We start from the raw sequence: 17,095 nt of genomic DNA, 5'->3' as shown, positions 1-17,095 counted from the left end.
CTTATAATATTATTTTACGTTTTATTCTACTTTTTACGATGAATTAGGGTGTGTATTTACACCCTCCCTCTTAAATCAAACGCAAAAGTACTGAATTATGGGGACAAAAGCGAATAATGCTAACTAAATAATATTAAAAATGTTTCACAAAAGCTATTTTTAGAAACTTTTAATGAAACCCTTCCTATATATGGAATCTTTCTTTCAATAAAATGTCATATTTAGGAAGGGCTGGATGATATAAGTAACCTTAGCGATTACGATGTTTCATATACCAGGGATGTACGACGAAATTATACAGGACAAGTGACAGACCTGTAAATATCATGCCTGGAATAAGCACTTCGTGAACGGTTGGGTTGAAGATGACGTTATTGACGCCCGGAACTTGCTTGTAAGCATTTTCCAAAAACATAAAACCTATCGCAATACCTAATGATAACCCAAATTCCCATGCCAGAAAGAAGGAACTGGTACTGGTGCCGCGCTGACAATGCTTGGCCAGCTTGATGTAGAAAAGCAGAAATCTGCTACCGATCACACCTATTCCCATACCTAGCAGCAAAGGCACAAGCACCTCTACGGCAAAGTCCTGGTCGTTTAATGAAACGAACTCGGCTGCTCCCATTAATACCAAGCCCACGAGAGCCTGACTCTTCAAGTCGGCATCAGCAAAGACATATTTCTCTGCAACAATAGCCATCAGCAGTCCAGACAGAAACATCAGGTAAACCGTCAGGTTATGAGGAATGGCAAAATACATTCCTGCGCCTATCAATATGAGTACAATGTTGATGAACAGCGGGATGCCTTGTGGCAGGAAGAAACGGTCGTAACTGAAAAGCGGCAAGTGCTCAGAGGGAGCCTTGAAGGGGAACTTTACCAGCGATACAAGTACGAAAGCTCCAAGGGCCAACAGGGAAGCTACCGGGAAGATAAGGTGCATGTCTGAAAAATCATCAACAAGCCAAACTATAATTGGTCCCGTGGCAATAGATAGTCGGGCGAACCAGGAGGTGATATAATTCGCTTCGGTGCGCTGGAAAGACTCGCAAGTGTCAATTACCAACGTGCTGGTCAGGGCCATTTGTGCGAGTCCTAAGAATGCGCCCTGTACTACTCGTGTTGCTACAAGAACTCCAAAGCCGAACTTGATGTTCCAGAAGGTCTCCAGATAATAGAGTGCAACGAGACTGATTGCCACGCAACAGATAGAAACCAGACATACTCTGTTACGGCGATAGCGTTGCAGGAGATAGGAACAGAAGCCACCCAGAAGGAATAAACCAAATCCGTAAGCACCTACTACAACTCCTATCTGCCAGTAACGATAACCTTCAATGGTCATAAAATAAGGTATGCCGATGATGAGCATGCAGACACTCGTCATCAGAAGCAGGTTGGCAAAACAGAGTCTCCAGAAGTCCCGATGCCATAATTTAATATGTATGGGCGTGTTTTGTGTATCCATAACCAAAAACTTTATGAACTATATGACGCTAAAATGTAGAGAGGAGGCTTAATAGCTCTCCTCTATGCTTGGATATTCTGTACTCTTAACGGCGTCGATGTATGCCTTCACACCCTTCTGCATCTCCTCGCCTACCTGGGCGAAGTGGCGCAGAAACTTTGGCTTGAAGCCTTGGGTCATACCAAGAGCATCAGCATAGACCAGAACCTGTCCGTCGCAACCGTTGCCGGCTCCGATACCGATAGTTACGGCTTTCACCTGTCGTGTTACTTCAGCCGCCAATTTAGCTGGAACCTTTTCCAGAACAATGGCGAATACGCCAGCCTTATCAAGAGCGATAGCATCGCTGATGAGCTTCTGAGCCTCAGCCTCATCCTTGGCACGGATACCATAACCGCCAAACTTGTTGACGCTCTGTGGAGTGAGTCCCAAATGACCATGCACAGGAATGCCGGCGTCTACCAGAGCCTTGACAGTATCAGCGATTTCGATGCCGCCCTCCAGCTTGAGTGCGTCTACTCCTGTTTCCTTCATCATGCGGCAAGCATTGCGAAGAGCCTCTTCCTTGCTGATCTGATAGCTGCCGAAAGGCATATCGCATACCACGAAGGCATGCTTGCAGGCACGAGCCACGCTGCGGGCATGGTAAATCATCTGGTCAACAGTAATTGGCAAAGTATCTGCATTTCCAGCCATTACATTGCTGGCAGAATCGCCAATCAGGATGCTGTCGATGCCAGCGGCATCCAGAATGCCTGCAGTTGTAAAGTCGTAAGCTGTAAGCATTGTAACCTTCTCGCCTGCTGCTTTCATTTCAGCAAACGTCTTGGTTGTAATTTTCTTTTTGTCAGTAGATAAATATCCCATGATTATTATATTATCTTTTTCTGTATTTATTACTTCTTGTTTTCTTCTACAACTTTCACTAAGTCGGCAAATGTAAAGCTAGAGTAATCGGCAATTACATAGTCGCTATATGGCTCAATCGACTCCTTGGAATTGGTAGTGGAAAGTCCGAGGGTGAATGCACCTGCAGCACGTACTGCCTTCAAACCGTTGAAGCTGTCTTCCAGTCCTACGCACTCTTCCGGCTTGGCATCAAAGCATGCTGCGCCCTTCAGGTAGCAGTCCGGATCCGGTTTGCTCTTGGCGAAGTCTTCGCTGGTCAATACACGGTCAAAGTAGCCTTTGAATTCTGGGTGCTGTCTGTAGACATTCTGCATCTTCTGGACGTTGCTACTCGTTACTACAGCGCACTTTACACCATTCTGCTTCAAGTCTTTGATGAAGTCTTCGAAGCCAGTGATGTAAGGGTACGACATATTCTTCTCAAATTCATTGAGACGAGTAGTAATCTTATCCTGTTCTGACTTCACATCGGTATAACCTTTGATATGAGCAAAAACAGAATCTTCAGAGAAGTACTTATCATAAATCTGTACTAATGTCTGTCCTTTGATGCGGTACTCGAAATCTGGGATTTCCGGATGATATTCACGTCCAATCATACCCCAGAAGATGGAATACTGTGATTCGGTTTCGAACACTACGCCATCCAGGTCAAATAATGCAGCCTTTATCATATTAACTATTCTATAATATCTGTTATGTTTTACAATCTAATTGAGTCGAACAAGCAGTTTTATGCATTTTTCTGCTCTACAACATCTTTTTTCGGGTGCAAAGGTACACATTTTTTTAATAAGTTGGGACCAAAATCTAAATAAATATATAAAAAAAGCTATATAATTTTGTTTTGTCCACTAATTGCGTTAACTTTGCACCTTAATATATTAAAAGATTCACTTAAATAAGTAATATAAACGAAAGATAATAGAAGGATGAACATCATAGAGAAATATTTCACCCATCTTACTGATGAGCAGAAAAAGCAGATAGCAGCGCTCGATGAGCTGTATCGCGACTGGAACAACAAGATCAATGTCATCAGCCGTAAGGATATTGACAACCTTTATGAGCACCATGTGCTTCATTCCATGGCAATAGCCAAGGCCATCAATTTCCGTCCTGGTACAGAGATTCTTGACTTCGGATGTGGTGGCGGGTTCCCGGGTATTCCGCTTGCCATCCTCTTCCCAGAATGCCAATTCAAGCTCATCGATGGAACCGGCAAGAAGATTCGCGTGTGCAATGAGGTGGCTTCTGCCATCGGCTTGAAGAATCTTGTGGCTGAGCACTTGCGTGGTGAGGATGAGAAAGGAAAGTATGATTTCGTGGTAAGCCGTGCTGTGATGCAGTTGCCTGACCTGATGAAAATCATCAAGAAGAATTTCAAGAAGAAGGGGCAGAACGCTCTGCCTAATGGCTTGATTTGCCTGAAGGGCGGCAATCTGCAGGAAGAGCTCAAGGATTACCGCAACGTGGCAGAAATCACACCGCTCAGCACCTTCTTCGAGGAAGAATGGTTCAAGCAAGACAAGCAGCTCATCTATGTTCCAGCGTGAAAAGTGAAGAACGAAGAGTGAAGAACGAAGAATTCATTTGCTTTACTAATCATAAAGTTCAAAGTTCAATATTCAAAGTTCAAAGTAATATGTTCAATATTCAAAGTTCAAAGTAAAAATGTTACATATCGAAAGATTCCAGGTCAACATGTTGCAGGAGAACTGCTATGTTGTAAGTGATGAGACCAAGGAATGCGTCATCATCGACTGTGGAGCGTTCTATCCTGAAGAGCGCAATGCCATCACCCAATATATCCGTAAAAACGAGCTGAAGCCGGTTCATCTGCTCGTTACCCATGGCCATCTTGATCACAACTTCGGCAACGACACCATCTACAAGGAGTTTGGCTTGAAGCCGGAAGTGGCTCAGGGCGATGAAAAGCTGATGAAGGGGCTGGCCCATCAGGCAGAGACCTTCTATCAGATGCAGCTGGATACGAAGTTCCCTCCTATCGGTCATTTCTTCGAGGAAGACGAAATCATCAAGTTCGGCAGCCATGAGTTCAAGGTTATTGAGACTCCTGGTCACAGCAACGGTTCCGTCACTTTCTATTGCGAGGCTGAGCATGTTGCGTTTACCGGCGATACCCTCTTCAAGAGTTCTATCGGCCGTACCGATTTCCCTGGTGGCAGTATGTTCCGAATCATCAACAGCCTGCGCCATCTGGGTATGCTCCCTGATGAAACCAAGGTGCTTCCTGGTCATGGCGATGCTACCAGCATTGGCGAGGAACTGGCGCACAATCCTTACATGGACCGATAATTTTAACCAGAGAATCTGAAATTGAAAAAGAATAATACAGAGAAGATCATTCTTGGAATTGACCCGGGAACCAACGTGATGGGCTATGGTGTGATACGCATCATGGGCAATAAGGCGGAGTTGGTGGTGATGGGTGTCATCGACATGCGCAAGGAGAAGGATCCCTATCTGCGACTCGGCAAGATATTCGAGCGGGTTACGGGCATCATCGATTCTTATCTCCCTGACGAGATGGCGATTGAGGCTCCCTTTTTTGGAAAGAACGTGCAGTCGATGCTCAAACTGGGTAGAGCTCAGGGAGTTGCCATCGCTGCTGCCATCCATCACGATGTGCCCATCCATGAATATGCTCCTCTGAAAATCAAGATGGCAATTACCGGGCAGGGACAGGCTTCCAAGGAACAGGTGGCTGCGATGCTGCAACGCATGCTCAACATCAAGGAGGATGAAATGCCGAAGTTCATGGATGCTACCGATGCACTGGGCGCTGCCTACTGCCATTTCCTGCAAATGGGCAGACCGGAGATCAGCGACAAGCATTATAGCAGCTGGAAGGACTTTGCACAGAAAAACCAGTCACGCATTGGCGGCACCAACGGCATGACTGGGCCGCAAGCCAAACTTCTGGCTGCCATCAATCGCACAACACATAAATAAATTATAAGAGAGATGCAAAAGATTATTAGCATTAAAGATGGCGTGACTCGTATGCCGGAATGGCGTATGGCCGAGCCTGTAAACTTTGAGTCCTGCGAAGGTGAACATATCGCCATCGTTGGACCAAATGGTGGTGGAAAGTCGATGTTTGTTGACATTATTGTCGGCAGACACCCTCTGTTAATGCACGACCCTGATTATGATTTCTCACCTAGCACCAAGAAGATGGTGAGCGATAACATCAAGTATATCACCTTCCGTGATACCTATGGTGGTGACAACGACCGCACTTATTTCCTTCAGCAGAGATGGAACCAGCTCGAAATTGATGAGAACACTCCGATAGTGAAGGATAAGTTGGAAGAGGCCTACAATATGGCAGGCGAAGATACCCTGGAACGACGCAATTTGCAGAAGCATATTTATGAACTCTTCCACATGGAGCATCTGCTCGACAAGTACACCATCCTGTTGAGCAGCGGCGAGCTGCGCAAGTTCAAGCTGGCTTCTACCCTCTTCTCAGAACCACGTGTCCTCATCATGGACAATCCGTTCATCGGACTCGATGCCGATACCCGCGACCAGCTGAAGGAACTCCTCAAGACTTTGGCACAGGAGCATGCCCTGCAGATTATCCTCGTATTGAGCAAGAGCGACGACATTCCTGACTTTATCACCCACGTAGTGGAAGTAAAGGACATGAAGGTTATGCCGAAGTTGGTCAAGGAAGAGTATCTGGCTCAGCGCACTCCAGTCCCAAGCCGGATGTTGAGTGATGAGCTAGAACAGAAAATCATCAATTTGCCTTATAGTGACCGTGAGTATAAGAGCCAGGAAGTGGTCAAGATGAACAAGGTTCGCATTCAATATGGCGAGCGCATCATCTTGAAGGATCTGGACTGGACCGTTAACAACGGTGAACGCTGGGCGTTGAGCGGACAAAACGGAGCCGGAAAGAGTACCTTGCTGAGTCTGGTATGTGCAGACAACCCTCAGAGTTATGCCTGCGACATCGCCCTCTTCGGTAATCCTCGTGGCAGCGGCGAGAGTATCTGGGACATCAAGAAGCATATCGGTTATGTTTCTCCTGAGCTTCACCGTTCATACCAGCGCGATCTCCCTGCCATCAGAATCGTGGCAAGCGGTTTGATGGATTCCGTAGGACTTTATGTAAAGCCGAAGGAAGAAGATATGGATAAGTGCCGCTTCTGGATGAAGGTGTTTGGATTGGAAGGATTGGAGGAGCGTGGCTTCCTGAAACTCTCAAGCGGTGAGCAGCGTCTGGTTCTTCTGGCTCGTGCCTTCGTGAAAGATCCGGAACTTCTTATCCTCGACGAACCTTTGCATGGTCTTGATAATTACAATCGCCGTCTGGTAAAGGACGTCATCGAGGCTTTTTGCAAGCGAAACAATAAGACCATGATCATGGTTACGCATTACAAGGAAGAACTTCCTGCATGCATCGACCATAGCATTTTCCTCATGCGTCATGCATGATGAATATCCACTTCTGTACTCTTGCCTATACGGGTAAGAGCGCAGAAGGCATATAATGAGGACTTGGCATTACACCTTATTATATTAATAAACGGGGTTCTTTCCGTTAATGAAAGTTAACTTCAAAAAAGTATTCGGTAATATTTTTCTATGTTCGGAAAATATTCATTACCTTTGCAGATAATTAAGAAAAGAGTTATGCCATGATGGCTCAGTTGGTAGAGCAACGCATTCGTAATGCGTGGGTCGCGGGTTCGAGTCCCGCTCGTGGCTCTCTTGTCATTATGTACGATAAGCTAATTCAAGCGAGATTAGCACATCGGTAGTGCACGGGCTTCCCAAGCCTGTGAGGCGGGTTCGACTCCCGTATCTCGCTCGTTCATCTTTCCAGAAGTTATGGAAAGATTTTTTTTGTAAAGTTTCGTAAACCTTTACGCACGTTTTTTCAACATTTCCGATATAATGTACCGATTTTTTTTATACCTTTGCATCAGATTTCAGAAAGATAACAATATCGATTAAAGAAATAGATATGACATCTGGGATGGAACTAATAGTAAAACGAATAACAAACATAATAACAAATCATGAAAGAGCTTAAAGCATTAAACAAGCGCACTGCTCCTAAGAGCGTCGCTCCAGAGAAAATTATTCAGTTTGGTGAAGGTAACTTCCTCCGTGCATTCGTTGATTGGATTGTATGGAATATGAATAAGAAAACTGACTTCAACGGTTCTGTTGTTGTCGTTCAGCCATTACCTGGCGGTATGGTAGACTGGTTGAACGGTCAGGATTGTCTCTATCACGTGAACCTTCAGGGCAAGGAGAACGGTCAGGCTGTCAACACATTGGAGCGTATCGACGTTATCAGCCGTGCATTGAACCCATATTCTCAGAACCAGGCTTTCATGGCTTTGGCTGAGCAGCCAGAGATGCGTTTCATCATCTCTAACACAACTGAGGCTGGTATTGCATTCGATGATTCCTGCAAGTTCACAGATGCTCCAGCTGCTTCTTACCCAGGTAAGTTGGTTCAGTTGCTGTTCCACCGCTACAAGTTCTTCGAGGGTGACCCAACTAAGGGTATGATCCTGATGCCTTGCGAGCTGATCTTCTTGAACGGTCACCACTTGAAGGAGTGCATCTATCAGTATATCGAACTTTGGAAGGAAGACATGGGTGCTGACTACGAGGGCTTCAAGGAGTGGTTCACCAACCACTGCTATGTTTGCGCTACACTCGTAGACCGTATCGTTCCTGGCTTCCCACGCGATACCATCAAGGAAATCCAGCAGAAGGTTTGCTACAAGGATAACCTCGTAGTAAAGGCTGAGAGCTTCCACCTCTGGGTAATCGAGAAGGCTGAGAACATGACTGTAGAGCAGATGCAGGAAGAGTTCCCTGCTCACAAGGCTGGTCTCCACGTTCTCATCACAGACAACGAGAAGCCATACCACGAGCGTAAGGTTACTCTCCTGAATGGCCCTCACACAGTATTGAGCCCTGTTACATACCTCAGCGGTGTGAACATCGTTCGCGATGCTTGTGAGCACCCAGTTTTGGGCAAGTACATCCACAAGGTACAGTTCGAAGAGTTGATGCAGACATTGAACCTCCCTATGGACGAGCTTCAGAAGTTCGCTTCTGACGTATTGGAGCGCTTCGAGAACCCATTCGTTGACCACCAGGTAACCAGCATCATGCTGAACTCATTCCCTAAGTTCGAGACTCGCGACCTCCCAGGCGTGAAGATCTATTTGGAGCGTAAGGGTGAGTTGCCACAGGGATTGGTATTCGGTCTTGCTGCCATCATCACTTACTATAAGGGTGGTGTTCGTGAGGACGGTGCTCCTATCCAGCCAAACGATGACCAGAAGATCATGGACAAGCTCACAGAGCTTTGGGCTACTGGCGACACCCAGAAGGTAGCAGAAGGCGTACTCGGCTTCGACTACATCTGGCATGAGAACCTGAACGAGACAGTTCCAGGCTTGACAGAGTTGGTTAAGAAGGACCTCGACCTCATCCAGGAGAAGGGTATGTTGGAGGCTGTGAAGACTATCCTCTAATCTTCAATTGATAAATATAGGGTAAAAAGATATGTAAAAGAGTCCGGTAAGGTGAAGTGATGCTTCATTCTTGCCGGACTTATTTTGTTGAAGGTGAAAAAGTCACTCGTCACTCGTCACTTTTTATTTTTTGAGATATTGTCTTATTGTTAAAAAGAAGATATCATATTAATATATATATATTATATTTCTTATATAATAATGTACGCGCGAACATTAATAAATATATAATTATTATAATCTTTTATTCTTAAGGCTTATCAACCTACTTTTGGAAAAAGAGAAAAAAAACAAAAAGTGACGAGTGACGAGTGACTTTATCACTTTTTGTGGAAGAAGGATACTGCTCATCTGCCAGCTGCCGATGGAGCTGAAAATACGTGGCGACGCAGCCGGAACTACGTCGGGACGTAGAGGTTGCTACGTCGGGACGCAGTGATTGGTACGTCGGGACGTATTTTTGTCTATCTCTCCATGCTGTTGGACAAGGCATGAAACACCCGTTGCTTTACGACAGATAAAGCCAGTAAATAGCAAAGAGAACGGCAATCATGATGACGCCTACTGCCATTTTAATCATGCAGGTGGCTACCTTTTTCAGAATAAACAGGCCTACCACCAGGACTACTAGCGCAAAAGCATAATAAAGGAAATTATCCATTGCGTCCCTCCTTTCTGAATGGTTTGCGGTTTGCATGATTTGGCTTATTGCCAGCATCATAAGGCTTATTGTCTTCCTTCATTGCTCTGATGAACTCATTAGGAATTGGAGTTTCAAACTCCATTGGCTGATGAGTCACCGGATGATAGAAGCAGAGCACATAAGCATGCAGGCAAAGACGGCCGCATGGGTCATCACCGTTTCCGTACTTGATGTCGCCACAGATAGGATGGCCCATATCTGCTGTATGTACACGAATCTGGTTCTTTCTACCCGTCTCCAGCTTATATTCTACCAGGGAATGCTCGGTAGTGCGCTGCAATGTATGAAAGTGGGTTACTGCATATTTGCCGCCATTGTCTGTTTCGCTGGCATAAGTAATATATGCCTTGTTGTCCTTCAACCAGTTGGCAACGGTCCCCTCGTCTTCCTCCATCTCTCCGGAAACCAAGGCAACGTATCGGCGGTCGTATACGTTGTGGTGCCAGTCATCCTCCAGCGCAAGCTCGGTCTGCTTGTCCTTGGCGTAAATCATCAATCCCGAAGTGTCACGGTCAAGACGGTGAACTACGTGAGCCTGACAGTTCTGTCGGGTCTTGTGGAAGTAATCATCCAGTACGGTCTTTACGTTGAGCGTAGAATGTCCGGCAGCCATACTGAGGATGCCCACGTTCTTTTCAACCACGATGACGTAGCGGTCTTCATAAACAATCTTGATGTATCTGCTCTTGAAAACCTCCTGGTTCTTCTTGGTCTTGCTTACGCTCACCTTCATGCCAGGTTTCAGAGCATAGTCGAACTGGGTGATGGTCTTGCCATCCACCTTGATTCCTCTACCCTGCAACGTCTGCTTCACCTTGGTCTTGCTGGGACCCTTTACGTTCTCCATCAGCCATTCCAACAACTGCGCCGGCTTCTCCACCTTGTAGTGGTCATATTCATTCGGATTGCCATAGCCGTAAGCATTGTTGGTATGCTTATTAAAATAGCCCTTATTATTTTGTTGTTTCATTTTCAATTTGCTGTTTCGTGTTATTTATATCTATTTGTTCGTAACACATATTCAACGGTATTGGGATACCGTTGATGCCTTTTAGCATGCAAAAGTAAGACTTTTCTGCAAAATGACAAAGAAGAGCTGTGTTTTTAACTAAAAAAAAGCAACTTTTACCAATAAATCATTGATATACAAATATTTTTTCGTAACTTTGCACACAAATTAAAGATAAATTCAGAAAAAGATATTTAGTAAACAAGAATGATAACAGTAACAAATCTTGCAATTCAATTCGGTAAGCGAGTGCTTTACAAAGATGTAAACCTCAAGTTCACACATGGTAATATTTATGGTGTAATCGGTGCCAACGGTGCTGGTAAGTCTACCCTCCTCCGTGCCATCAGTGGCGATTTGGAGCCAAACAAGGGTACAGTAGAAATGGGACCAGGCGAGCGTCTTTCCGTTTTGGAGCAGGACCACTTCAAGTATGACGAGTTCCGCGTGATGGACACCGTTCTGATGGGTCATCAGCCATTGTGGGAGAACATGAAGGAGCGCGAGCGCCTCTATGCAAAACCAGAGATGACAGAAGAGGATGGTAACCTCGCTGCTGAGCTGGAACTTAAGTTCGCTGAGATGAACGGTTGGGAAGCTGAGAGTAATGCTGCCCAGTTGCTTCAGAACCTCGGCGTGAAGGAAGATCGTCACGATAAGCTCGTTGGTGAGCTTTCTAATACAGAGAAGGTACGCGTGATGCTGGCGAAGGCTCTCTTCGGTAATCCTGACAACCTCCTCCTCGATGAGCCTACCAACGACCTCGACCTCGACACCGTAGAGTGGTTGGAGGAATATCTCAGCAACATCGAGCAGACAGTTCTCGTGGTTTCTCACGACCGTCACTTCCTCGATGCTGTCAGCACACAGACCGTGGATATCGACTTCGGTAAGGTAACTATGTTTGCCGGCAACTACTCTTTCTGGTACGAGAGTTCTCAGTTGGCTCTCCGTCAGGCTCAAAACCAGAAGATGAAGGCTGAGGAGAAGAAGAAACAGTTGGAGGAGTTCATCCGCCGATTCTCTGCCAATGTAGCTAAGAGTAAGCAGACCACATCCCGCAAGAAGATGCTGGAGAAGCTGAACGTAGAGGAGATTCGTCCTTCTAGCCGTAAGTATCCAGGAATCATCTTCCAGATGGATCGTGAACCAGGTAACCAGATTCTGGAGGTTGAAGGCCTGAAGGCTTGCGATGAGGACGGAACAGTTCTCTTCGACAATGTAAACTTCAACATCGAGAAGGGCGAGAAGGTGGTATTCCTTTCTCACAACCCTAAGGCGATGACCGCTCTCTTCGAGATTATCAACGGCAACCGCAAGGCTGACGCAGGTGATTACAAGTGGGGCATTACCATCACAACAGCTTATCTCCCACTCGACAACACCGAGTTCTTCCAGAGCGACATGAACCTCGTAGACTGGTTGAGCCAGTATGGTCCTGGCAACGAGGTGGCAATGAAGGGTTATTTGGGAAGAATGCTCTTCAGCGGCGAGGAAGTACTGAAGAAGGTAAACGTACTCTCCGGAGGTGAGAAGATGAGATGTATGATTGCCCGCATGCAGTTGCAGAATGCAAACTGTCTGATTCTCGATACCCCAACCAACCACTTGGACTTGGAGAGTATCCAGGCATTCAACAACAACCTGGTAGGTTTCAAGGGCAATATCCTTTTTGCCAGCCACGACCATGAGTTCATCAATACCGTGGCTAACCGTATTATCGAGCTCACCCCATCAGGAACCATCGATAAGCTGATGTCTTACGATGAGTACATCTATGATGAGGCTATCAAGGAGCAAAAAGCTAAGATGTACGGTCTGCAGTAATAGAAAATACACCTAAATGAGATAAGTGCCAATTCGATGAGAGTCGAGTTGGCACGCTTTTTGTCAAAACAACCATAAAAAGGAATAATCATGTTTAAAAAATTTAAGACTATGTCAAAAGAAAAGAAGATTAATATAGAGGACGGTAACGCTAAGGAACAGGTTCTCAACGAGAATGCTGAGCAGAACGATACTCAGAATAATGCAGAGCCTAAGGCTGAAGAGACAAATACAGAGGATGCTGACAATAAGGCGGCAGATGCTGACAGTAAGACTGACAATACTGACAATGCGGCAGAATCTGAAGAAGCAGATCCATTGGCAAAGGCTCAGCAGGAAGTAGAAGAATTGAAAAAGCAACTGCTCTATAAGACTGCAGAATTTGAGAATTACCGCAAGCGCACCCTGAAAGAGAAGGCTGATTTGATTCTCAACGGTGGCGAGAAGACTATTGCTGCCATTCTTCCAATTCTTGATGACTTCGAGCGTGCCATCGCTGACAAGAGCGAGGATCCTAAGGCTATCAAGGAAGGTGTTCAGATGATTTTCAACAAGTTCATCAAGACTCTTGAAGGTCTCGGAGTAAAGAAGATTGAGACTGCTGACAAGGATTTCGACGTTGATTTCCATGAGGCAATCGCTATGGTGCCAGGAATGGGTGACGACAAGAAGGGCAAGGTTATCGACTGCGTGCAGACCGGTTATACCCTCAACGACAAGGTAATACGTCACGCTAAGGTTGCTGTAGGACAATAAGTCTAATGAAGAATTACGATCAGGAATAAAGAAATAAAAATCCATATTTAACAAATGGCAAAGAGAGACTATTACGAGGTGCTTGGCGTTGATAAGCAGGCATCTGAAGACGAAATAAAGAAGGCTTACCGCAAGATAGCCATCAAATATCATCCAGACCGCAACCCTGGAAACAAGGAGGCTGAAGAAAAGTTCAAGGAGGCTGCAGAAGCATACGAGGTTCTTCATGATCCTCAGAAGCGTCAGCAGTATGATCAGTTCGGATTCGACGGTCCGCAAGGCGGTTTCGGTGGATTCGGTGGTGGAGCCAGCATGGATATGAATGACATCTTCTCTATGTTCGGCGATATCTTTGGAGGTCACGGTGGATTCGGTGGCGGATTCGGCGGTTTTGGCGGCAGTGCCCAGCCACAGCAGTACCAGGGAAGAGATTTGCGAGTACAGGCAAAGCTTACATTGGAAGAGGCTTTTGCGGGTTGCACCAAGAAGTTCAAGATTCGTAAAGACGTAACATGTTCTGCTTGCCATGGCACAGGATGCGAAGGCGGCTCACAGCCGGAGACTTGTCCTACCTGTCATGGTACGGGTTACACAGTCCGTACCGTGCGCTCTATGTTTGGAACCATGCAGACTCAGGCTGCATGTCCTACATGTGGCGGCGAGGGTCACGTCATCAAGAACAAGTGTAAGGCTTGTGGTGGTGACGGCATTGTTGCTGGCGAAGAAGTTGTAGAAATCAATATTCCTGCAGGTGTGGATGACGGAATGGTCGTTACCGTACCAGGTAAGGGAGGCGCCGGTAAGCACAATGGCGTCAACGGCGACCTTCAGGTTATCGTACGCGTAGAAAAGAGCGATGTCTTTGAACGTAAAGACAAGGACCTCTACTATAATCTCGTACTCGACTTCTCTACAGCTGTTCTTGGCGGTGAAGTGGAAATCCCTACATTGGAGGGAAAGACTACCATCAAGATAGAACCAGGAACCCAGCCAGGTAAGCAGGTTCGTCTGCGTGGTAAAGGTATGCCTGCCATCAAGGGATATGGTTATGGACGAGGCGACATCATCGTGAACATTACCGTCTACATTCCTAAAACCCTCAACAAGGAAGAGAAGGAATTGGTGAAGAAGTTCAAGGAATGCGAGAACTTCCAGGCAGACAATGCCACCAAGAAGTCAATCTTTGACAGCATCAAGAATCTGTTCAATAAATAGATTCCTTGAAATTCCATGGAAGAAATCTCATAAAAGATAAAAGTAACAGGCAATCCTGATTATTGGCTCAATGCCAGTATTGGGATTGCCACTTTTTGTACCTACACATTTATAATATATAAGAAATGAATTATCAAGAAACGACAGAATATCTCTTCAATAGTACTCCGGTGTTTGAAAAAATTGGTGCCAAGGCATATAAGCCTGGTCTGCAGACTACCCATGAGCTGGACGAGCACTTCGGTCATCCTCATCGTCAGTACAAGACTATACATATTGCCGGCACCAACGGCAAAGGTTCCTGCTCTCATACGATAGCAGCCATCCTTCAAAGCCAGGGTTACAAGGTGGGATTATACACATCTCCTCATCTTGTTGATTTCCGCGAGCGCATCCGTGTGAACGGAGAATGCCTGCCGGAACAGTATGTCATCGACTTTGTAGAAGAGAACCGTGCTTTCTTCGAACCTCTTCATCCGTCTTTCTTCGAGCTGACCACGGCCATGGCATTCAAGTACTTTGCCGAGCAGAAAGTAGACTATGCGGTAATCGAAGTAGGACTTGGAGGAAGACTTGACTGTACCAATATCATCACTCCGGTTCTTTCTGTCATTACCAATATCAGTTTTGACCATACCCAATTTCTGGGCAACACCCTGGCAGAGATAGCTGGCGAGAAGGCAGGAATCATAAAGCCTGACGTGCCTGTAGTCATCGGTGAATACATCGAAGAGACCCGTCCTGTTTTTGAGAAGGTTGCAGAAGAACGCCACTCTCCTATCCTCTTTGCACAGGATGAAGACATATCTATGAATGTAGATATGGAACTGAAAGGTTCCTATCAGGAACGTAACAGAAAGACCATTCTTGCAGCACTCAAAGTCTTGCGACAGACGATGACCATCAGCGACGAAGCAATCAGAAACGGTTTCGGACATGTATGTGAGCTGACAGGGTTGCGAGGTAGATGGGAGAAGCTGGGAGAAGCACCGCTTGTCATCTGTGATACGGGTCACAATCTTGCGGGATGGAAGTATCTTGCCACACAGATTAATGATGTTGACGCTCAGGTCAAGCACATCGTTTTTGGAATGGTGGACGACAAAGATGTTGAGCACGTATTACAACTTTTGAGGGATAAGCTCAAATATGGGGTAAAATTCTATTGGACGCAGCCTTCTACTAAAAGAGCCATTCCTGTGGAGAAATTGCGAGAAACTGCATTAAAGTATAACTTGCATGGTGAGATGTATCATTCTGTAAAAGAAGCATATATGACAGCGAAAGCAAATGCAAAAAATGATGATTTTGTCTTCGTTGGAGGTTCAAGTTACGTAGTTGCTGATTTGCTCTCCTAAAAATTTTTAGTTTTTTTAAATCAAATAATTGCTAAATATTTTGTCATATTCATTTTTTTTTAGTTACTTTGCAGTAGATTACTTTAGAACATAAAGTAGAGTAACTAAAAAATGATATATTATGAATACAGAACCAGTTAACAAGTGTGGTTTGAAAAGAGAAGATTTTCAGACCACAGTAAATGGAAAGAAGACTGATCTCTTCGTGTTGAGAAACAATCAGGGCAATGAGATTGCAGTGACCAACTACGGTGGTGCTGTTGTTGCCATCATGATGCCAGATAAGGACGGCAACTATGCTAACCTCATCGAGGGTCACGACAACATACAGGATGTCATCAACTCACCTGAGCCTTTCTTGAGCGTCCTCATCGGTCGTTACGGAAATCGCATCAAGGAGGGTAGATTTACCCTTCATGGCAAGGAGTATCAGTTGGCATGCAACGATGGAAAGAACCATTTGCATGGAGGTCCTACTGGATTCCACGCCCACGTTTGGGATGCAACCCGTATGAGTGATAATGCAGTTGTCTTGAAGTACACCAGCCCATACGGCGAGGAAGGCTTCTCTGGAGAATTGACTGTTTGGGTAGCTTACACCTTGACAGACGACAATGAGTTCGTCATCAAGTATCAGGCTACAACTAACAAGATGACCATCTGCAACTTGACTCATCACGCATTCTTCGCAATCCAGGGTATTGCAAATCCTACCCCAACTATTGACAACATCATCTGTGAGGTGAACGCAGACTACTACCTCCCTATCGATAAGGAGTCTATCCCAACAGGTGAAATTCTGAAGGTAGAGGGTACACCATTCGATTTCCGCACTCCAAAGCCAATCGGCCAGGACATCGATGCCGACAACGAGCAGATCAAGAATGGTCAGGGTTACGATCACAACTATGTATTAAACAAGAAGGAAGAGGGCGAGTTGAGCTTTGCTGCCCGCATCAAGGACCCTGTTAGCTGCCGTACCATGGAGGTTTATACCACAGAACCAGGTTTGCAGATGTATACAGGTAACTTCCTGGCAGGCATCAAGGGTCAGCATGGTGCAACATTCCCACGCCGCAGCGCAGTTTGCTTCGAGGCACAGAAGTTCCCAGACACACCAAATCATCCATACTTCCCAAGTTGCAGATTGAACCCTGGTGAGACATACACACAGAAGACAATCTATAAGTTTGGCGTAGACAAATAAAATCAGATTAAACAATATAGGAGTTGCTGCCTCTAAGTGCACAATGCAGGGGCAGCTGCTCCTTTTTGCGGTTAAACTAGCCAGTGAACAATCATGTG

14 protein-coding genes, 2 tRNA genes and 1 pseudogene are annotated in these 17,095 nt (G+C 45.6%); 12 read left to right on the top strand and 5 right to left on the bottom strand.

Features of this window, described 5'->3' with window-relative positions; genetic code table 11:
- Positions 1-250: 250 nt before the first annotated feature.
- From F7D73_RS00580 to F7D73_RS00570, 3 genes are read right to left on the bottom strand one after another with little or no spacing between them, the layout of a single operon-like run.
- Entirely contained in the window at positions 251-1,471 is a 1,221-nt protein-coding gene (locus F7D73_RS00580) for an MFS transporter (protein ID WP_153121808.1), read from the bottom strand.
- 48 nt (positions 1,472-1,519) lie between these two features.
- A complete protein-coding gene (gene panB, locus F7D73_RS00575) occupies positions 1,520-2,338 on the bottom strand; it encodes a 3-methyl-2-oxobutanoate hydroxymethyltransferase (protein ID WP_153121807.1) in 819 nt (272 codons plus the stop codon).
- 29 nt (positions 2,339-2,367) lie between these two features.
- Entirely contained in the window at positions 2,368-3,054 is a 687-nt protein-coding gene (locus tag F7D73_RS00570) for an HAD family hydrolase (protein ID WP_153121806.1), read from the bottom strand.
- 258 nt (positions 3,055-3,312) lie between these two features.
- Here F7D73_RS00570 and rsmG point away from each other — a divergent pair, with 258 nt between their 5' ends.
- From rsmG to F7D73_RS00535, 7 genes are all read left to right on the top strand, one after another.
- Positions 3,313-3,936, top strand: coding sequence for a 16S rRNA (guanine(527)-N(7))-methyltransferase RsmG (gene rsmG / locus F7D73_RS00565; protein WP_153121805.1), 624 nt, complete (start codon positions 3,313-3,315; stop codon positions 3,934-3,936).
- A gap of 118 nt (positions 3,937-4,054) precedes the next feature.
- The gene (locus tag F7D73_RS00560; RefSeq protein ID WP_153121804.1) at positions 4,055-4,699 is read left to right on the top strand and encodes an MBL fold metallo-hydrolase; all 645 of its coding nucleotides are present in this window, start codon (positions 4,055-4,057) and stop codon (positions 4,697-4,699) included.
- 21 nt (positions 4,700-4,720) lie between these two features.
- A complete protein-coding gene (ruvC, locus tag F7D73_RS00555) occupies positions 4,721-5,356 on the top strand; it encodes a crossover junction endodeoxyribonuclease RuvC (protein WP_194256801.1) in 636 nt (211 codons plus the stop codon).
- 12 nt (positions 5,357-5,368) lie between these two features.
- A complete protein-coding gene (locus F7D73_RS00550) occupies positions 5,369-6,853 on the top strand; it encodes an ATP-binding cassette domain-containing protein (protein ID WP_153121802.1) in 1,485 nt (494 codons plus the stop codon).
- Between the two features lie 200 nt (positions 6,854-7,053).
- Positions 7,054-7,126: transfer RNA gene (locus tag F7D73_RS00545), tRNA-Thr, on the top strand.
- A gap of 32 nt (positions 7,127-7,158) precedes the next feature.
- Positions 7,159-7,229 (top strand) — tRNA-Gly (locus tag F7D73_RS00540).
- 211 nt (positions 7,230-7,440) lie between these two features.
- A complete protein-coding gene (locus tag F7D73_RS00535) occupies positions 7,441-8,922 on the top strand; it encodes a tagaturonate reductase (protein WP_153121801.1) in 1,482 nt (493 codons plus the stop codon).
- 508 nt (positions 8,923-9,430) lie between these two features.
- Here F7D73_RS00535 and F7D73_RS00530 read toward each other — a convergent pair.
- Both F7D73_RS00530 and F7D73_RS00525 read right to left on the bottom strand, forming a co-directional pair.
- The gene (locus F7D73_RS00530; protein WP_153121800.1) at positions 9,431-9,583 is read right to left on the bottom strand and encodes a sulfate transporter; all 153 of its coding nucleotides are present in this window, start codon (positions 9,581-9,583) and stop codon (positions 9,431-9,433) included.
- A 76-nt stretch (positions 9,584-9,659) separates the two neighbouring features.
- Positions 9,660-10,595: pseudogene (locus F7D73_RS00525) on the bottom strand (RluA family pseudouridine synthase); the annotation flags it as partial.
- 246 nt (positions 10,596-10,841) lie between these two features.
- On the opposite strand from F7D73_RS00525, the gene F7D73_RS00520 reads away from it, so the two are divergent.
- The 5 genes from F7D73_RS00520 to F7D73_RS00500 all read left to right on the top strand — a co-directional run bounded on the left by F7D73_RS00520 (position 10,842) and on the right by F7D73_RS00500 (position 16,997).
- The gene (locus F7D73_RS00520; protein ID WP_153121799.1) at positions 10,842-12,461 is read left to right on the top strand and encodes an ABC-F family ATP-binding cassette domain-containing protein; all 1,620 of its coding nucleotides are present in this window, start codon (positions 10,842-10,844) and stop codon (positions 12,459-12,461) included.
- Positions 12,462-12,572: 111 nt separating this feature from the next.
- Positions 12,573-13,217, top strand: a complete 645-nt coding sequence (locus F7D73_RS00515; protein WP_153121798.1) for a nucleotide exchange factor GrpE — start codon at positions 12,573-12,575, stop codon at positions 13,215-13,217.
- A gap of 54 nt (positions 13,218-13,271) precedes the next feature.
- Positions 13,272-14,432 (top strand): molecular chaperone DnaJ, encoded by a 1,161-nt coding sequence (gene dnaJ, locus F7D73_RS00510; RefSeq protein ID WP_153121797.1) that lies wholly within the window; start codon positions 13,272-13,274, stop codon positions 14,430-14,432.
- Between the two features lie 125 nt (positions 14,433-14,557).
- Positions 14,558-15,790, top strand: coding sequence for a bifunctional folylpolyglutamate synthase/dihydrofolate synthase (locus F7D73_RS00505; RefSeq protein WP_153121796.1), 1,233 nt, complete (start codon positions 14,558-14,560; stop codon positions 15,788-15,790).
- 121 nt (positions 15,791-15,911) lie between these two features.
- Positions 15,912-16,997 carry an aldose epimerase family protein gene (locus tag F7D73_RS00500; protein WP_153121795.1) on the top strand — a complete coding sequence of 362 codons (1,086 nt, stop codon included), beginning with the start codon at positions 15,912-15,914 and terminating at the stop codon, positions 16,995-16,997.
- Positions 16,998-17,095: the final 98 nt, after the last annotated feature.

Source organism: Segatella copri (assembly GCF_009494395.1).
Taxonomy (GTDB): Bacteria; Bacteroidota; Bacteroidia; order Bacteroidales; family Bacteroidaceae; genus Prevotella.
The sequence above is the reverse complement of the archived record's forward strand: the minus strand, read 5'-3'. Positions and strand labels throughout refer to the sequence as shown.